A 17,381-nucleotide genomic window follows, 5' to 3' on the forward strand; every position below is an offset into this window, starting at 1 on the left:
TGCACGACTGCGGTGACGGCGTCACCGGTCCCCGGCGATGCTGTCACCGGTCACCCGGGCGAGCAGTCCGGCGGCACGTTCCTCTTCTTCGGCCATGCCGAGCCGGTCGAAGACCTCCAGGGCGTCGGTGAGCAGTCCGCCGGCCTTCACGGTGTCGTCACCGCGCAGGCACAGGTCTGCGAGGTCGACGCGGACGGAGGCGGCACCGGCCTGGTCGAGGATGCCCTCGCGCACCGACAGGGCGCGGGCGAAGTAGGAGCCCGCCTCGGTGAGTTCGTCCAGGCGGGCGTGGACCCGGCCGAGGTCGTGGAGGAGGTACCCCTCGCCGATCACGTCGCCGTCGTCCCGGACCATGCCGAGAGCCTCGGCCAGTACCTTGCGGGCGTCGTCGAGCTGCCCGCGGTACAGATGCACCTGACCCGCGCGCTGGAGCACCCGGGCCTGCCCGCCGAGATAGCCGAGACCGCGCCAGATCTCCAGCGCCTCGTCGAGCTCGGCCTCCACCCGGCGGACGTCGCCACGCCGCAGCAGGATGACCGCGCGCTGGACGAGGACGGAGGCGCGAGCCCAGGGGTCGCCGACGCCGAAGTCCCGTTCGGCCTCCTCGAACAGCTCCATCGCGGCGGTCTCGTGACCCGCGAGCCGTTCCAGGAGTCCGAGGTCACGGTGGCACAGCCCGAGCCCCTTGCTGTGGCCTAGGTCCTCGAAAAGGCCGACAGCGGCGGTCAACGCCCGGCGGGCCTCGGGCAGGTTGCGGCGGTTGAGGTGAAGCGATCCCAGGGAGGCCAGCAGCGCGGCCTGGCCGAGCAGGTTGCCGCTGCGGCGTACCGCGGTCAGTGCCTTGCGATGGGTGCGGGCCCAGTGATCGAGATAGCCGCGAGCCTCGTAGAACGGGGCGAGGTTGACAGCGAGTTCCCAGGCGTACCCGTCCTCGCCCTCCTGGGCGAGACTCTCCACAGTCAGGCTGAGGTTCTCGAGTTCGGTGTCGAGCCATTCCAGGGGGCGGCCGAGGATGGCCCTGACGTGGTCGGCGGGCGGGTTCCAGCGGTCGGCCGGTCCACTCATGTACTCGGTGCCGAGGACACGCTGCTGGGCCTCGGCGACCAGGGCGAGCCAGGCGCCACCGACCCGGCGGATCGCGGCCCGCCGTTCGGTCTCGTCCGACTCGGCGCCCAGCCGGTCCCGGGCGAACAGCCGGATGATGTCGTGGAATCCGTAGCGCAGCTCCCCGGTGACGTCGACCCCGGTGACGTCGAGCATCTGCACGTCGACCAGCGGTTCCATGAGGTCGGACGGGTACGGGTAGGCGCCCGGGGCGTCGAGCAGGGCGCCGCCGATCCAGCTGGGGAACGTGGACCCCCTGGTGAGACTGAGCAGACGCAGCAGCGTGCGGTCGTTGCCGGCCAGTCCGTCATAGGTGAGGGAGAGACTGGCCCGTACGGTCATCTCACCGTGGGTCAGTTCGTCGAGACGGCGGCGTTCGTCGGCGAGGCGCTGCACCATCGAGGCGAGCGGCCAGTGGGGTCGGGCGGCCAGCCGGGCGGCGACGATGCGCAGCGCGAGCGGCAGCCCTCCGACGGTGGCGGCCAGTGCCTTGGCGGCCTCCAGTTCGCCACTGACACGGTCGGCGCCGACAACGTTGCCGATGAGTTCCAGTGACGTCTGCTCGTCGAGAATACCCAGAGTGATCTGATGAGCCCCGGGGAGGGCTGTCAGACGTGTCCGGCTGGTGACGAGCACCCCGCAGGAGCGTCCGCCGGGCAGCAGCGGGAAGATCTGCTCCTCGCCGACGGCGTCGTCGAGGACGACCAGGATGCGCCGGGCGGCGAGCATGCTGCGGTAGACCTCTCCCCGCTCCTCCAGAGAATCCGGGATGGCGGGCCCCGGCAGGCCCAGGGCACGCAGGAACCGGCCGAGGACCTCACGGGGATCGACGGGATCCGCGCGGCCGCCGCGCAACTGGCAGTAGAGCTGGCCGTCGGGGAAATGGGACTCGGCGAGGCGGTGGGCGACCCGGGCGGCGAAGGTGCTCTTGCCGATGCCGGAGAAGCCGGTGACCACGACGATGCCCGTGGCCCGGTCCGGCGAGGTGTTCGTGAGGACAGCCTCCGCCCGGGCGACGAGATTCCGGTGACCCACGAAGTCAGCGGTGTCGACCGGGAGTTGGCGGGGGACGGCGGCGCGGTCGTCCTCGACGGAGGCCGGGTCCGGGCCGGCGCCGGGCGTGCCCATCGCCCGCCCGGCAGCGCGCAGTTCGGTGCCGGACAGGTGCTCCAACCGCAGGGACGCGTCCTCGGTCAGGACGGCCTGCTCGAGCCGGCGCAGCTCCTCGCCCGGCTGAAGGCCCAGTTCGTCCATGAGCAGGGTGCGGCCCTGTCGGTAGATCTCCAGGGCCTCGGCCTGCCGGCCCGAGCGGTACAGGGCCAGCATCAACTGCCCGCGAAAACGCTCCCGCAAGGGGTTCTCGCCCACCAACCGGGCTGTTTCGGCGGTCAGTTGGTGATGGCGACCGAGCGCGAGCTCCAACTCGATGAACGACTCGGTGGCCGCGAGGCGTTCCTCGTCGATGTGCTCGGCGACCCGCGCGAGCTCGTCGCTGGGGATGCCGTTCAAGCAGGGGCCGCGCCACAGGCCGACCGCTACGCGCAGCAGGGCTGCGGCCTCGGCGGTCCGCCCCTCGCCGCCGAGCGCGGTGGCCTCGGCGACCGTGCGCCGGAAGACGTTCAGGTCGAGCGCCGCGTCATTGATCTGGAGCACATAGCCGGGAGGACGAGTCTCGATGGCGGCCCCTCCGGCGGCCGCCGCAAGGGTCCTGCGTATTCGCGACACACAGATCTGCACCTGGGTGCGGGCGGTCTCCGGCGGGTCCTCGGCCCACAGCAGCCGGATGAGATGGTCGCAGTTCTGAAGTCTTCCGCTCTCCAGGAGCAGGGCGGCCAGGACGACCTGCTGCCTGCCCGCGGTGACCGACACGGCGCCCTGGTCGCTGAACACTTTCAGCTCGCCCAACACTTGAAAGGTGAACCCCACTGCCTGGTTGCGCGATTCAAGGTGCACTCCGGCCATGAATCCTCCCGTCACACAGCAGGCCACAGCGCCTGACCACCAAGTCTAGGGCCCAGACACGGCTGCCTGCCGCCCTGAGCAATAGCTGAACAGCGCTGACCAGACGGTGAACCAGGGCGCCAGTTACGACCGGGACATGACATGCCAGTCGCCGTCTGGGAGCACTCGGACCTTCCGCGTGGTCGGCGGTGAACAGGATCCGAGCAACGGGTGACCAAGTCACGGGGGCGCGCTGCGGGATACCGCGGTGATAGCGGCGGGTTAACGGGCCGTCGGACGATCGCCCGGTGGGAGCCGCCGGCGTCGCCGCGCCCGTCCACCGAGAGTGAGAGGTCGGTCATCCATTCATGAACAGCGACAAGCCCCGTATGTCCCCAGCCAGTTCGAAAGTGACGGCAGCCTGCGTGAGGCATGCGCTGCTCACCTACCACTACTTGGACATCGGGGACATCGACGGGTACGCCTCCCTGACGGAGCAGGACGTGACGCTGGACCACCCCGGAGCCTCGCCGCACCGGGGCCGCGACGCGGTGCTCAGCGCCCACGCGGCGCAGGCGACGCTGCTCAGGCGGCACGAGCTGGACACCGTCATCGCCGACGAGGGGCGGGTGGTAGTGCTCGGCCGGGTGCTGCACCGGGTACCGGAGGGGGGCAGCCCGACGTCCTACGGCGTGGACTTCGCGGACGTGTTCGCCCTGTCCGGGCAGACCCTGGTCCGGGAGTGCCGCCGCTATTACTACACCGCCCCGCCCGGCGGACTGCCGCCTCGTCCGGAGACGTCCGCCGCGAAGTGAGTCGCCGCTGACGTGGAGCACGGAACTGCCGGAAACCCGACGTCGATTTCCCGTCGGGGCTCGCGATTCGGCAGCTTTTCCGGGGACGTCACCGCTGTTTTCCGGGAACTATCGCCGGGCGCCGGAATTTCTCCAGCGGGATGTAACCGATCCGGGCGGCGACAGGGCAGCGGAATCGCCCGGCGCCCGGGACCGGACCGTGGAGGAGTCCGCAGTACAGCGGAGGACTCCCCATGCCCGCAACGCGGACCGTCCGCTCGCCCTGCTCGGACTCGTTCGGCACTGGGGTCTGTCACGTGACTCCGGGGCCGAGTCCTCGGGACCGAAATACAGGGACCGAATATTCGGGGCCGGTAATTCGGTACCGGCATCCCGTGACCGGACGACCGTGACCGCGTACATGTGACTTGGGAGCTGCATCCGAAGAGCGCAGAATTCTTGCCAGCGTCCGGCTTAACCGAGCAAAGGATTCTCTTCGTGATAGCTCGCACATCGAATTTGTGGATTACCTGATGCGCGCCATGGAAACCGCTCCGGCGGCTGTTTCGCCGGTCAGGGCACCGTCTTCGGTCGACGTTCTCGAAAAGCTGGACACGTGGGCCGCCGCCGGCAAGCCGGCCCTTTTCCCTTACGCCGAGCTGCTCCAGCACCTGCGATCGGTGGGCAAGCACTTCTTGACGGCCGTACTGCTCAACCGGCTCGCCGCGATCCGCGACGGTCTGCCCGGAGCACCCACCACCGGGTTCACGGCCCGACAGCCCGCTGTTCCCGTCTCCCGTACGGATGACGTGCTCTTCCTGCGCGCGTTCCTCGACACGGTCCTCGACAAGCACGACGACCGCTACGACTACACGAGTTACACCGCGCTGCGCCTGCTGTCCCACCCGGCACCGGACGACTGGCGGGCGGCGCTGCGCTCGCGCGACGAGCTGCTGCTGCTCCTGCTCGCCGACCTGGTCCGCTTCGAGCAGCGGGCGCTGACCGGCACGCCGGCCGACCCGCACGACATGCCACCCTCGCCCGAACTGGTCGGCAAGCGCGCCCGGTTGGCCGTGCGGGTGATGGAGGCCGCGGCTCTGCGGGTGCTGCCCGCCGGGACAGTGGACCCCGCGGCGGTCATCGCGGTACCCGGGCGGACTCCTGCCGGCTTCCTCGCCGCGGAGATCCTGCGTGCGGCCACCGCGGAGCAGGAACTGACCCTGTCGGCGAGCGTGCAGCCCGTGTACGTGCTGCACGACGAGTACCTGTTCCTGCGCACCCTGCAGTCCTTCGAAACCACGTTCGGTTTCATGTCGACCGCTCTGGCCACGGCCGTACGACGGATGGACGCGGATCGGGCGCAGGAGGCGGCGCACCTCGTCGGCACGGTGGCGGACGTACTGAGGGAGTCCCTGCCTCTGTTCTCCCTGCTGGCGACCATGCGGCCCGAAGCCTTCCAGACCTTCCGGGAGTTCACCGAAGGGGCCAGCGCCATCCAGTCCGCCGGGTACAAGACCTTCGAGTCCCTGTGTTCCACGCCCGCTCTCGCGCGGCTCGACTCGTCCGCCTACACCTCCGTACCCGGCGTACGCGCCCGGGTACTGGACGGCCAGGCCACCGTCCAAGGCACCTGGCACGACCTGATCGCCGACCGGCGGATGGACCCCGCGGACGACGACGCCCTCCGGGCGGCCGCCGACCGGCTGGAATCGGTCCACCAGCGCTGGAAGCAGACCCACTACCGGATGGCGGTCCGCATGATCGGCGAACGCTCCGGAACCGGCTACACCCAGGGCGTCCCCTACCTCGCGGCGGTCCTGGACAACCGGCTCTTCCCGGCCTCGCACCAACAGAGCGCCCTCGTCGGCTGACCGGTCTGCTCCCCCACCACGCGCCTGGAGGCGTCCACCACGATGAGCAAGCGCACACAGAACGGCAGACCGGGCACCGCCCACCGGGTGATGAACCCGGACGAGAGCAACCGTCTGTTCCTGTACGAGTACGACCGGGGCAGCAACTACGAGGAGGACACCCGACTCACCATCGCGCTGTCCGCGCTGCTGCCGGAGGACAGCCTGGTCCATCCGGATCAGCGGCTGTTCCAGACCGTGCATCTGATCACCGAGTACGCGTGGTGCGAGATGCACTTCGAGATGCGTCGCGCCGCCGCGAAACTGCGCGAGCGTGACTATCTCCTCGCGGCCCAACTGCTGCAGCGGGCCGCGGCGATGGGTGAACTGCCCGTGCGGGCGGTGCAGTTGCTCATGGACTTCCTGCCGCAAGAGAGCCTTTTGCGGCTGCGCGAGACGTTCCCGGAGAACACCACCGGCCTCGACTCGCCCGGCGCCCGCAACCTGCGCCGCGCCGCCCTCGCACTGTGGCAGGAGATGGAGGACGCCCTCACCCGCGAAGGGCTCACCGCCCGAGGACTTGTCCAGGCCCAGGGCCGCGATGTCCCGCCCGGCCGGGACGACCGAGCCCCTGATCTCGCGCTCGTACGCCAGGCGCTGCTCCAGCTCGATGGGGCCGTCGGCACCTGGAAGCACATTCATCTCCGGATGGTCTGGTCCCAGCTCGGCGGCCACCCCGAGACCGCCTCACAGGCCGGCCCCGACACCCGCGAGGACCTGCCCAAGAGCCTGCGCGGCCAGTCCACTTCGGGCGTACGCGCCATGGCGGACCGCAGTCTCTTCCCCCGGCTGTGGGACTCCGTCGACGAGACGTACCGGGTGTTCGTGCCCGACGGGCGGACACCTGCCTGAGCGCGTGAGCATCCCTGCCCGCGCGGCCCACGACCCGGCGAAGAACGAAAGGACACGACTGCTGTGACGGCGACCGAATCCGCGACACACGACACCAGCGAACTCACCGCACTGGTGCACCGGGCCTGGGCCGAAGCCCTTGGCCACGAAGAGTTCACCGACGAGGACAACTTCTTCCGGCTCGGCGGCCACTCTCTGGGTGCCCTCCAGGTGGTCAGGGACCTCAGTACGGCGCTGGACCGGCGGATCCCGGTGCGGGTGTTCTTCCGCAGCCCCACCGTGCGCGGACTCGCCGACGTGCTCGCGGCCGACACTTCGAAGGACCAGACGTGAACGGCGCCCTCAGCGGTTTTCCGGTCTCGGCCGCGCAGACGGAGATCTGGCTCGCGGACCGCTGCGAACCGGAGTCGGGCCGCTACAACGTGCCGGTGGCACTGGAGTTCCTCGGCGACATCGACCTCGTCGCCCTGCGGTCGGCTCTGGACGGCCTCCTGGGCCGGCACCCCGTACTGGCCGGCCGTGTCGACTCCGAGGACGGGGACCTGCGGTTCCATCCCGAGCCGTCCGCGCCGATCCCGCTCGGCGTCACGAAGCTGTCCGGTTCCTGCCGTTCCGCTGCGGCCCGCGCGGAGGCCCTCCGGGCGGCGCAGCGCCCGCTCGACCCGGGCAGCGCGCCCCTGATCCGAGCCGACCTGCTGCGCCACGACGACGGCGCGCTCCTCGTACTGACGGTGCATCACATGGTCGCCGACGGACGCACCATGGACGTCCTGGCGGCCGGTCTCCTCGACACGTATCGAGCCCACGCCGACGGGACCGCTCCGGCCGGGACGCCCCTGGCCGACGGTCCCTCACCGACGGCCGACGATCCCGGTGTCGAGGTTCTCGACGACCGTGCCCCCTACTGGCGGGAGCTGCTCGTCGGCGAGCCGGTCACGCTCGGTCCGCTGCCCGATCTCGTACGCCCCGAAGACCGGCTGCGGGGAGCGGCGGCCTGGGCCGAGCGCACACTGCCCGCCGAACGGCTCGCCGCCGTACGGGAGATCGCCGTCCGCGCATCGGTCTCACCGGCCACCGTGCTGCTCTCCGCATGGAGCCTGCTGCTGCACGCCTGGTCCGCGGAGAACGACGGCGTTCTCGGGATGCCGTTCGCCGGACGCCACGTACCCGGCACCGAGGACGCGGTCGGCCTGTTCACCAGGGTGCTGCCGGTCCGCACCCGGCTGCTGCCCGACGACGAATTCGGCCTGCACGCACAGAAGTTGGGTGAGCAGCTACTCGACTCCATGGAGGCGCTCGCGGTGAGCGGGCCGCCCACTCCGGCTCAGGCACCCGCGTACCGTGCCGTGTTCCTGCACCAGCCGCGCTCGGACGCGGCACAGGAAGTGCCGGGCGCGACCGTGCGGGTGCTGCCCCTGGACACGGCGTCCGCCAAGTACGACCTCGCCCTCGCCGTCCAGGAGTACCCCGACCGGCTCGTACTGCGGATCGACTACGACGCCGGTCTGTACACCGCGGTCACAGCGGATCTCCTGGTCCGTCAGCTGGACGCACTGCTCACCGACGCCGACCGGCCCGGCGCCCGGTGTGGCGAGCTGCTAGCCGCACTGACGCCGACGACCGCCGGCGACGGAGCAGCCGAGGCGGAGAGCGCGGCCCCCGCCTTCGCGAGCGTGCCCGAGCTGGTCCTGCGCGAAGCCCGCCGCGCTCCCGACTCCATCGCCGTCGTGCACGGTGAGCACACCCTCACCTACCGCGCGCTGGTCGAGGACGCGGCCCGTGCCGCCCACTGGCTTCGCGACGAAGCCGGTGTGGAGGACGGGGACCTGGTCGCGCTGCTGCTGCGTCCCGGCGCGCACACCGTGACAGCGATGCTCGCCGTCGCCATGGCGGGAGCCGCCTATCTGCCGCTCGACCCCGAACAGCCGCGGGCCCGGCTGGAGTTGGTCCTGGGGGATGCCCGTCCCCGCCTCGTCATCGCCGAGTCCGCGGCGGCCGGTGCGACGCCGGACGGCCCGGCGGTACACAGCATGCGGGACATCTCCACGGCCGCCGCGGAGCTGCCCGTCGATCCGCCCGCCGTGGCCTTCACCGCGGACAGTGTGCTCAACGTCCTGTACACCTCCGGCTCCACCGGCCGCCCCAAGGGAGTCCTGCTGCACCACGGCGGCGTGACCCGCCTGATGCACCAGCCGGACTTCCTGCCGCTCGGCCCCGACGACACCGTCTCCCACCTCTCCCCGCTGAACTTCGACGGCGCCACGTACGAGATCTGGGGCGCCCTCACCCATGGAGCCCGGCTCGCCGTCCTGGACAAGGCACTCGTCCTCGACCCGCCGGCCCTGCGCACCGCCGTCCGTGAACTGGGCGTGACCACAATGCTGGTCACCACCCCGCTCCTCAACCGCATCATCGAGGACGCCCCCGACCTGCTGCAGACCCTGCGTCGGGTGTACTTCGGCGGCGAGCTCGTGTCGGTGCCCCATCTACGCAAGGCGCTGCGCTGGGCCCGCCCCGGCACGCTGCTGCACAGCTACGGCCCCACGGAGAACTCGTTCACCTCCACCTGGTGCGCCATCGAGGAGGTGCCGGAGGGTGCCCGCACCCTCCCCATCGGTGATGCCGTCCCCGGCACCCACGTCCACATCGTCTTCGAGGGCACGCTGGTGCCCGCCCCGCCGTACATGCCGGGCGAGTTGGTCCTGGGCGGGTCCGGTGTCGCACTCGGCTACCTCGGAGATCCGGCGCTCACCGAAGCGCGGTTCTGCGCCGACCCCTTCGGCACCGGGACCGGCGGCAGGCTCTACCGCACCGGCGACCGGGTGCGGCGCACCGCCGACGGTCAACTGGAGTTCATCGGGCGGCAGGACAACCAGATCAAGATCAGGAGCCAGCGGGTCGAGCTGGGCGAGGTCGAATCGGTGCTGCGCGCGCACCCTGACGTCACGGCCGCTTTCGTCACCAGCCGCCGCAACGACCGCGACGAGAAGGAGATCGTCGGCTACGCCGTGCTCGCGCGGCCCGGCAGCCACCCGGAGGTGATGCGCCACCTGAGGGCGAGCCTGCCCGCCTTCGCCGTCCCGACCCACCTCCTGTCCCTGGACGAACTCCCGCTCACCCCCAACGGGAAGATCGACCGGGCCCGCCTGCCGCAGCCCGGGAACACCTCCGCACCGGCCCCGGCGGAACCCCTGCCCGCCGCACCCGTATCCGCGACGCCCGCGGTCGGCCTGCACACGGTGGTGCACGACGTGTGGGGCGAGATCCTCGGTGGACGGGCCTTCGGCCCCGACGACAACTTCTTCGACGTGGGCGGACATTCACTGCTGCTCGTCCGGCTCCAGGCCGCGCTGCGCCGGGCCACCGGTACCCGCCTCTCCATCGGCGATCTGCTGCGGCACACCACGGTCCGCGCCCAGACCCGGCTGCTCGGCGGCGACGAGGCCGGCGCCCGGCCCGCCCCCGCTTCGCCCGACTCTGTCCGACCCGGCGCCGTGAGCCGGTCCGCCGCGAGATCCACGGCCCGGCCGACACGGGGAGGCGACGACGCGATCGCCGTCGTCGGCATGGCCGCCCGTTTCGCCGGCGCGTCCGACCTGACCGCCTTCTGGGACAACCTGCGTCAGGACCGCGACAGCTTCGCCGAGGGCCCCGGCCCAGTCGTCACAGAACTGCCGGACGGACAGCGGCGGGTGGCGCGGTGGGGCATGTGCGCCGAAGGCTCGCACTACGACGCCGACTTCCTCGGCTTCAGCGAGGACGACCTCAGCAACGGCGACCCCCAGCAGGGTGTGCTGCACGAAGCGCTGTGGTCCGCTGTGGAGGACGCCTCCCTCCGGCTCTCCGAGATCGCTTCCCGCACCAGCCTCTACGCCGGCTGCGCCAAGGTCGTCGACACCGACCCCGAGGCCCGCGTCGACGACGTCGTCAACGCGGACCCCACGTTCGTCGCCTCCCGCTTCGCCTACCTCCACGACCTGTGGGGCGAGGCCCTCATGCTCGACACCGCCTGCTCCACCGGCCTGTACGCGGTCCACCTGGCCTGCCGCAGCCTGCTCACCCACAGCAGCGACTACGCCCTCGCCGGCGCGGTCTCCCTCGACCCGGCCTTCGACGGCAGCTACCGCTACCGCCCCGGCTTCCTCTACGCGAACGACGGCGTGTGCCGCCCCTTCGACCAGAAGGCGTCCGGCACGGTCGGCGGCTTCGGCGCCGGAGCGGTCCTGCTGCGCCGCCTGGCCGACGCCGAGCGGGACGGCGACCCCGTGTACGCCGTCATCCGCGGCAGTGCCGTCAACAACGACGGCAAGGCCCGCATCGGCTATTCGGCACCCGGCGTCGAGGGCCAGGCCCGCGTCATCCGCGACGCGCTCGCCGCCGCGGGTGTCAGCGGCGCCGACGTCGGCTTCGTGGAGGCGCACGGCACCGGCACCCGGCTCGGCGACGCCATCGAGGCGACCGCCCTGACCGACGCCCTCGGGCCGGACGGACCGCCCGTGGCCGTCGGCTCCGTCAAGGCGTCGATCGGGCACTGCAACACCGCGGCAGGCATCGCCGGCTTCATCAAGGCCGTGCTCGCCGTGCACCACGGCCGGCTCCCGGGCACCCCGAACGTCGGCGACCCCATCGACGAACTGAGCGGCCCCGCCTCGCGATTGACCCTCCTGAGCGAGGGCCGTCCCTGGGCCGAGGAGGCCGGCAGACCACGCACGGCAGGCGTCAGCTCCTTCGGCGTGGGCGGCACCAACGCACACATCGTGGTGCAGCAGACGGCCGTCCCGTCGCCCACCCGCTTCCCCCGGCCGAAAGGGATGTGACCCACGGTGACCGCACCGAAGAACCTTCCGCGCGTCCTGGCACTGTCCGCCCGTGACGCCGAGGCACTGGCCGAACTGCGCGAGAACCTCGCCGCATGGCTGGAGTTCACGCCGGACGCCGATCTGGACGACGTCGCCCTGACCCTGGCGACCGGCCGGGAACGCTTCGCCTGCCGGGATGCCGTGGTCGGCACGTCACCCGCCGAACTCGCGCTCCTGCTACGGGAGAAGAAGGCGGCCGAGCCCTCCCCCGCACGCGCTCCGGGCGACGGCCCCCTGCTCCTGCTCGACGGAACACCCCTCACAGGTGACCCCGTCGATCTCCCCGAGGTCACCGAGGCCCTGCGCCTGGCGACCGAGCACGGCGACACGGACACCGCACGGACCATCGCCGTGCAGTACGGGCTGGCACAGTGGCTGCGCGCCCGCCTCGTCATCCCCCGAGCCGTGCACGGCACCGGGATCGGAGCCATCGCCGCAGCCGCCTTCCGCGAGAAACACTCCCTCGCCGACGCCCTGCGCACGGCCGCCGGCCTCCCCGAGACCGCCGAAACCGAGTCCGCCCCGTTCACCGTGGACGCCGACGCACCGGCCGGTACGGACGCCGTACCCGCCGTACCGATGGTGCGGATCGGAGCATCGGGTCCGCTCGGCCTCGACCCCGCCGACCCCGATTCGCCCGCGCACCTGCTCGCCCAGTTGTGGTGCCTCGGCTACGACGTCGACACCACCCTCGGCCGGCCCGGCAGCCGCGTTCGCCTGCCCGGGCACCCCTTCCGCCGCCGCGGACCCGGTGAACCCGCGACCGTCGGCGCCGCGCCGTACCGGTCGCTGACGCCGTACGAACAGCGCTGGCTGTTCTACGACTTGGTGCGGCACGGCTCTTCAGGGGACCACAACGCGGCGGTGGCCGACGTCCGAGGAGGTGAGCCGCCGGCGCCCGAGGTTCTGCGGGAGGCGTTCGCCGAACTCCAGCGCCGGCACCCGACCCTGCGCACCGTGTTCAGCGAACCCGGCGGCCGCTGGCAGGCCCGCGTCCTGCCCGACGCCACCGCCTGGCCCGTCCGCATCGCCGACGATCCGGACGGCGGCCCCGAGGAGCTGCGCGAGGCGGTGCTCGACGCGGCCCGGCAGCCGATGCGGCTGCGCGACGAGCCCCTGGTGCGCTGTTGCCTGCGCGGCGGGCCCGCGCACTGGGCGCTGGCCCTGGCCGTCTACGAACCGCTCACCACCACGGCCGACCCGCGGTCGCTTCTCGACGAACTCACCGCTCTTCTCGGCGCCGTCACCCGGCCACCGCAAACCCAACCCGCCTGACCTCACCCCGAACCCGCCCGCATCCACGGCAGATCGGATCACGATGACACTCCTGCACACCCCACCCAGCGCCCTGCCCGCCGACTGGTACGGCACCGCTCCCGCCCCGATCGGAGTCGACCAGGCGTTCAACGGCTATGTCGCCGCGACCGTCGTCCACACCCTGGACCGGCTCGGCGTCCTGGACCGACTGGCCGAGCAACAGACCCTGGACGTACCGGAGTTCATCCGCTCGGCCGGGCCCGCGGTGCGCGAGCGCGTCGTCCGCGAGGTACTGCGGGCCGCCGCCGTGTGCGGCTGGCTGCGCCTGGCGGACGACGGCGAGGCTGCGCCGCCGACCGCCCAGGTGAAGTAGCCGCGCATCCGGACGGTCTCGCGTCCCGCGTCGGTGAGGACCGCGGTGTCGCCGTCGTCCGCCAGGCGCAGTCAGCCGCACACGGCGGCGACACCGCGGTCCTCACCGACGCGGGACGCGAGACCGTCCGGATGCGCGGCTACTTCACCTGGGCGGTCGGCGGATACAGCGGCCTCTTCTCCGGCGCGGCCCAACTGGCCACCGGCGAGGCCACGTTCGGAGTCGACCTGCTGCGCGACGAGGCGATGGTCGCCCTCGGCTCGGGGCAGAACGACCGCTCCTTCATGGCCGGCACTCTCGACGACGTCCTGCGAGGCGTCGACTTCCACACCATCGCCGACCTCGGCAGCGGTATCTCGGCCCGGGTCAGCCGGGTCGTCGGCGGCCGCCCCGGCACCCGCGGCCTGGGCCTGGACATCAGCGGACCGGCCACCGAGCTCGGCCAACGCACCATCGCCGACGCGGGACTTGAGGATCGGGTCAGGGCGGTCCAGGCCGATGTCCTCGACGTCTGCCACCGGGACGCCCATCGCGACGCCATCGCCGAGGTGGACACGGTGATGAGCTTCTTCCTGCTGCACGACCTGCTCGCCGACCCCAAGACCCGGCCCGAGCTGTTCACCCGGCTGCGCGAGGCGTTCCCGGCCGCCCGCACCTTCGTACTCGCCGACACGATGCTCCGCCCCGGTGCCGAGGACTCCGCCACCCTGCCGGTGTTCTCCCTCGGCTACGAACTCGCGCACGCGCTGATGGGCGTTCCGCTGCACACCAAGGAGACGTACGAGGAGCTGTTCGCGGCGGCCGACCTGCACCCCGTGCGCACGGTCGCGTTCGGCACCCCGCACTCGTGGCTGTACGTGCTGGAGGCCCGATGAGCGCCAACCCGTTCGCGGTGGTGCGGGAGTTCTCCCCCCGCACCCGGGCGGTGCTCGCCGTCAACGCGGTCAACTCCTTCGGCGGCGGCCTGGTTCTGCCGTTCCTGTGGATCTATCTGAGCCAGGTCCGCGGTCTCGCGTCCTGGGTCCCCGCCGCCACCCTCGCCGTGCAGGCGGCGACCGCGGTGGCCGGCGGCCTCGTCTGGGGAGCCGTGCTCGACCGCGTCGCGCCCCGGCCGGTCGTCACGCTGGTCATGGGCGTGGCCGGAGTGGGCACCGCCCTGTATGCGGTCGCCACGACGGCACCGCTGGCGCTGACCGCGGCGGTCGTCTACGGCCTCGGCATCAGCGGCGTGGGCACCGTCATGCGCTACCTGTACGCAGGTGCCGCCACAGCCCGCGAGCGCGGCCTCGCCTTCTCCGCCGACTACGCGGTGTTCAACGCGATGACCGGCCTGGGCGTTCTCGTCGGCGGTGTGGCCGCAGCCTCGGGGCCCGGATCGCGCGCGGCCCGGTTCATGGCCCTGTACGTCGCCGACGGCGCCACCTTCCTGATGGCGGGCGCCGCCTTCCTCCTGCTGCTGCCCCGCATCGAGCGCAGCGGCGGGGCCAAGAAGGCGGCAGAGGGCTCGGTAGGGTACCGGGAGGTGCTGGGCCAGCGCTCCCTCGCGGTGCTGCTGGCCACCCTCACGCTGTGCTCGCTGGTGTCGTACGGGCAGCTCAGGAGCGGCCTGCCCGGCTATCTCACGGCCGGCGGGGCGGTCGGCGCCGAGGGGCTCTCGGGCACGTTCGCCGTGAACATCGTGGTCGCCGTTCTCACCCAAGTCCTGCTCGGCGAGCGGGTGCAGCGGGTACGGCGCAGCACCGTGCTCGGCGTGACCGGCGTCCTCTGGGCGGCGGCCTGGGCCCTCGTGCTGGTCGCCGGACGCCAGCACGGAACCGCGGCGACCGTACTGGCCATGGCCGGTGTCCTGCTGTTGTCGGTGGGCGAGGCGCTGGTCTTCCCCGTCGTCACCGCGCTGTTGAACGACCTCGCCGACGAGCGCGCCCGCGGCCGGGTCAACGCCATGCTGTCGGTCGCCGTCTCCACCGGCTCGGTGGCGGGCCCGCTGCTCGCCGGACTCGCTCTGCCCTTCGCCCACGGGCTGCCGCTGGTCGTCCTGCTGGTCGCCGCCAGTGCGGCCGTGGCCGTGGTGGGACCGGCCCTGCGCCGCGTCCTGCCGAAGGCCGCCGACCTGCCGGACCCGGAACCAGAACCGGAGGAGAGCGGTGCCGACGCCGGGACCGCGCTCGACTCCGCCGCCGTGGCCGCGACCCCATGACCACCGACCACCGGAACCAGGAGGTATCCGTCATGCGGCACTGGCCGTTGAGCGACATCACCGTGCGCACCCCCCTCGTCGAACTTCGCTGGCCCACCCCGCAGGACCTGGACGCGCTCGCCGAGCTGGGCGCCACGGGCGTGCACAGGCCGGGCTTCATGCCCTTCTTCTCGCAGTGGACGGACGGCGATCCGGCCACCGTCGCCCGCCGCGTCCTGCAACGCCACTGGAACGCCATGGCCAACTGGAGTCCCGCGGACTGGACTCTGTACCTGGTGGTGGTGCACGACGGCGAGGTCGTCGGCTCCCAGTCGCTCGGCGCACGGGACTTCGCGGCGACCCGCGAGGTGCTCCTCACCTCCTGGCTCGGCCTGCGTCACCAGGGACTCGGCCTCGGCGGCCACGCCCGCGCCGCGTCCCTGGAGCTCGCCTTCGCCGGGCTGGGCGCGCAGGACGCCTTCTCCGTCGTACGGCGTGGCAATGAGGGCTCGCAGGCCGTGTGCCGGAAGTTCGGCTTCACCCAGGACGGCGCGCAGGTCAACGCCGTACGCGGCGAGCGGGTCGTCAGCGATCGCTACCGGCTCGACCGGGACACCTGGCTGACGAAGCGTCAGATTTCGGCAGAAATAGGAGGGTTGACGCCGGTGCTCGCCATGTTCGGCGCCGCGGACGCACCCGGGGACCAGGACACACCCGCGAGCCCGGCGCCAACTGCCGCGCCCGCCCTGGCATCCGTCCTCTCCGGCGTGCGCTTCGCGGCCGACCCCGACCACATCGACGTCTGAGGAACCCGGTATGCCTCGCCCCGTGATCGCCGTCGTCTACGACTTCGGTTCCGTCGCGCCCTCGGACATCGTGGACCGGCTGGAACCGCTCGGAGACGTCGTCCTCGCCGTGTGCCGCTCGGCCCACACCGAGCAACTCGCCCCGCTGCTCCAGGATTTGACAGCCGTGGTCCCGGTCGCCGGGGACCACCCGGCCGATCTCGACGAGGCCGCGGCACGGCTGCGCGCGCACCGTCCGGCCGCCGTGCTCACCTACAGCGAGCGCAGGCTGGCCGTGACGGCGGAACTCGCGGCGCGGCTCGGGCTGCCGTATCACGACGCGGCGACCGTACGGCTGCTGACGGACAAGTACGAGCAGCGGCGCAGGCTGCGCGAGCGGGGCGTGGACCCGGTCCGCACGGCGCTGTTGCGCACCCCCGGGGACTGGGTGCCCGCGCTCGCCGCGGTCGGTCTCCCGGCCGTCCTCAAGCCGGCGCGCGGCGAGGGCAGCCGCAACACCCACCTGGTGCGCGACGCGGCCACCGGCTCCGCGCTCGCCGAGCGTCTGCTGGCGGGCCCCGGTGGCGAGGGGGCCCTCGTCCTGGAGGAGTACCTGGCAGGAGTGGACCGCGCGCCTTTCGGCGACCATGTCTCCGTCGAGAGCGCGGTCGTCGAGGGCCGAGTCACGCACTGGGCGGTCACCGGCAAGTTCCCGCTGGCGCCGCCCTTCCGGGAGGTCGGGCACTACTGGCCGGCCCCGCTCGCGGCCGACGAGCGGGCTGCCGTGGCCGACCTCGCCGGCCGCGCGGTCAGCGCGCTCGGTGTGCGTACGGGCGTCACCCACACCGAGGTCAAGCTGACGGCCGACGGCCCGAGGCTGATCGAGGTCAACGGACGCCTGGGCGGCTTCCAGGCCGGGCTCGGGCGGCTCGCCGGCGGGCTGGACCCGGTGGCCCTGGCGGCCGGGCTCGCGCTCGGCGGACCCGCGCCCACGACCTGGGTACCGCAGGACCGGGTGGTGTTCGCGCGTGCCGTGCCGACACCCGCCGACGGCGGTCTGCTGACCCACGTGCACGGGGTCGCCGACGCACTCGCCCTGCCCGGCCTCGACGGCTACGAGACCCGGGTGCGGCCCGGCACCCTCGTCGAACCGGGCGTCGCCAGCGGCGAGTTGGCGGTCCTGTGGGGAATCGCCGCCACCCACGCCGAGATGGTCGACGTGCTCGACCAAGCCCTCGACGCGCTCACCTACACCTTCGCCCGCGCTCCCACGGACCTCGGCGAACACAGCCTGCGCGCCCACGAGCTCGGCGCCCGCCCACCCTCCGAC

Annotated in this window: 12 protein-coding genes; 11 read left to right on the forward strand and 1 reads right to left on the reverse strand. The window is 72.1% G+C overall.

Annotation, left to right across the window (positions count from 1 at the left end):
* Positions 1 to 21: 21 nt before the first annotated feature.
* Positions 22 to 3,012 carry a BTAD domain-containing putative transcriptional regulator gene (locus JHN63_RS18810; RefSeq protein ID WP_307781920.1) on the reverse strand — a complete coding sequence of 997 codons (2,991 nt, stop codon included), beginning with the start codon at positions 3,010 to 3,012 and terminating at the stop codon, positions 22 to 24.
* A gap of 458 nt (positions 3,013 to 3,470) precedes the next feature.
* Here JHN63_RS18810 and JHN63_RS18815 point away from each other — a divergent pair, with 458 nt between their 5' ends.
* From JHN63_RS18815 to JHN63_RS18865, 11 genes are all read left to right on the forward strand, one after another.
* Positions 3,471 to 3,860, forward strand: a complete 390-nt coding sequence (locus JHN63_RS18815) for a nuclear transport factor 2 family protein (RefSeq protein WP_200682241.1) — start codon at positions 3,471 to 3,473, stop codon at positions 3,858 to 3,860.
* A 512-nt stretch (positions 3,861 to 4,372) separates the two neighbouring features.
* On the forward strand, positions 4,373 to 5,710 hold the full coding sequence (locus tag JHN63_RS18820) for a tryptophan 2,3-dioxygenase (RefSeq protein ID WP_200682242.1): 1,338 nt from the start codon (positions 4,373 to 4,375) through the stop codon (positions 5,708 to 5,710).
* A gap of 42 nt (positions 5,711 to 5,752) precedes the next feature.
* On the forward strand, positions 5,753 to 6,601 hold the full coding sequence (locus JHN63_RS18825) for a hypothetical protein (protein WP_200682243.1): 849 nt from the start codon (positions 5,753 to 5,755) through the stop codon (positions 6,599 to 6,601).
* 63 nt (positions 6,602 to 6,664) lie between these two features.
* Complete coding sequence (locus JHN63_RS18830) at positions 6,665 to 6,934, forward strand: phosphopantetheine-binding protein (RefSeq protein ID WP_200682244.1); 270 nt, start codon at positions 6,665 to 6,667, stop codon at positions 6,932 to 6,934.
* Entirely contained in the window at positions 6,931 to 11,418 is a 4,488-nt protein-coding gene (locus JHN63_RS18835) for a non-ribosomal peptide synthetase (protein WP_200682245.1), read from the forward strand. Before JHN63_RS18830 ends, JHN63_RS18835 begins: the two co-directional genes overlap by 4 nt.
* Before the next feature lie 6 nt (positions 11,419 to 11,424).
* Positions 11,425 to 12,735 carry a hypothetical protein gene (locus tag JHN63_RS18840; RefSeq protein WP_200682246.1) on the forward strand — a complete coding sequence of 437 codons (1,311 nt, stop codon included), beginning with the start codon at positions 11,425 to 11,427 and terminating at the stop codon, positions 12,733 to 12,735.
* A 43-nt stretch (positions 12,736 to 12,778) separates the two neighbouring features.
* Complete coding sequence (locus tag JHN63_RS18845; protein WP_200682247.1) at positions 12,779 to 13,090, forward strand: hypothetical protein; 312 nt, start codon at positions 12,779 to 12,781, stop codon at positions 13,088 to 13,090.
* Entirely contained in the window at positions 13,027 to 13,965 is a 939-nt protein-coding gene (locus JHN63_RS18850) for an SAM-dependent methyltransferase (protein ID WP_200682248.1), read from the forward strand. The genes JHN63_RS18845 and JHN63_RS18850 overlap by 64 nt, the downstream gene beginning before the upstream one ends.
* The gene (locus tag JHN63_RS18855; RefSeq protein WP_200682249.1) at positions 13,962 to 15,287 is read left to right on the forward strand and encodes an MFS transporter; all 1,326 of its coding nucleotides are present in this window, start codon (positions 13,962 to 13,964) and stop codon (positions 15,285 to 15,287) included. The genes JHN63_RS18850 and JHN63_RS18855 overlap by 4 nt, the downstream gene beginning before the upstream one ends.
* A 32-nt stretch (positions 15,288 to 15,319) precedes the next feature.
* Positions 15,320 to 16,072 (forward strand): GNAT family N-acetyltransferase, encoded by a 753-nt coding sequence (locus JHN63_RS18860; RefSeq protein ID WP_200682250.1) that lies wholly within the window; start codon positions 15,320 to 15,322, stop codon positions 16,070 to 16,072.
* 10 nt (positions 16,073 to 16,082) lie between these two features.
* Positions 16,083 to 17,381, forward strand: a 1,299-nt coding sequence (locus tag JHN63_RS18865; protein ID WP_200682251.1) for an ATP-grasp domain-containing protein, incomplete at its 3' end; no start/stop codon positions are given.

This window comes from Streptomyces sp. MBT65, assembly GCF_016612545.1.
Lineage (GTDB): Bacteria > Actinomycetota > Actinomycetes > Streptomycetales > Streptomycetaceae > Streptomyces.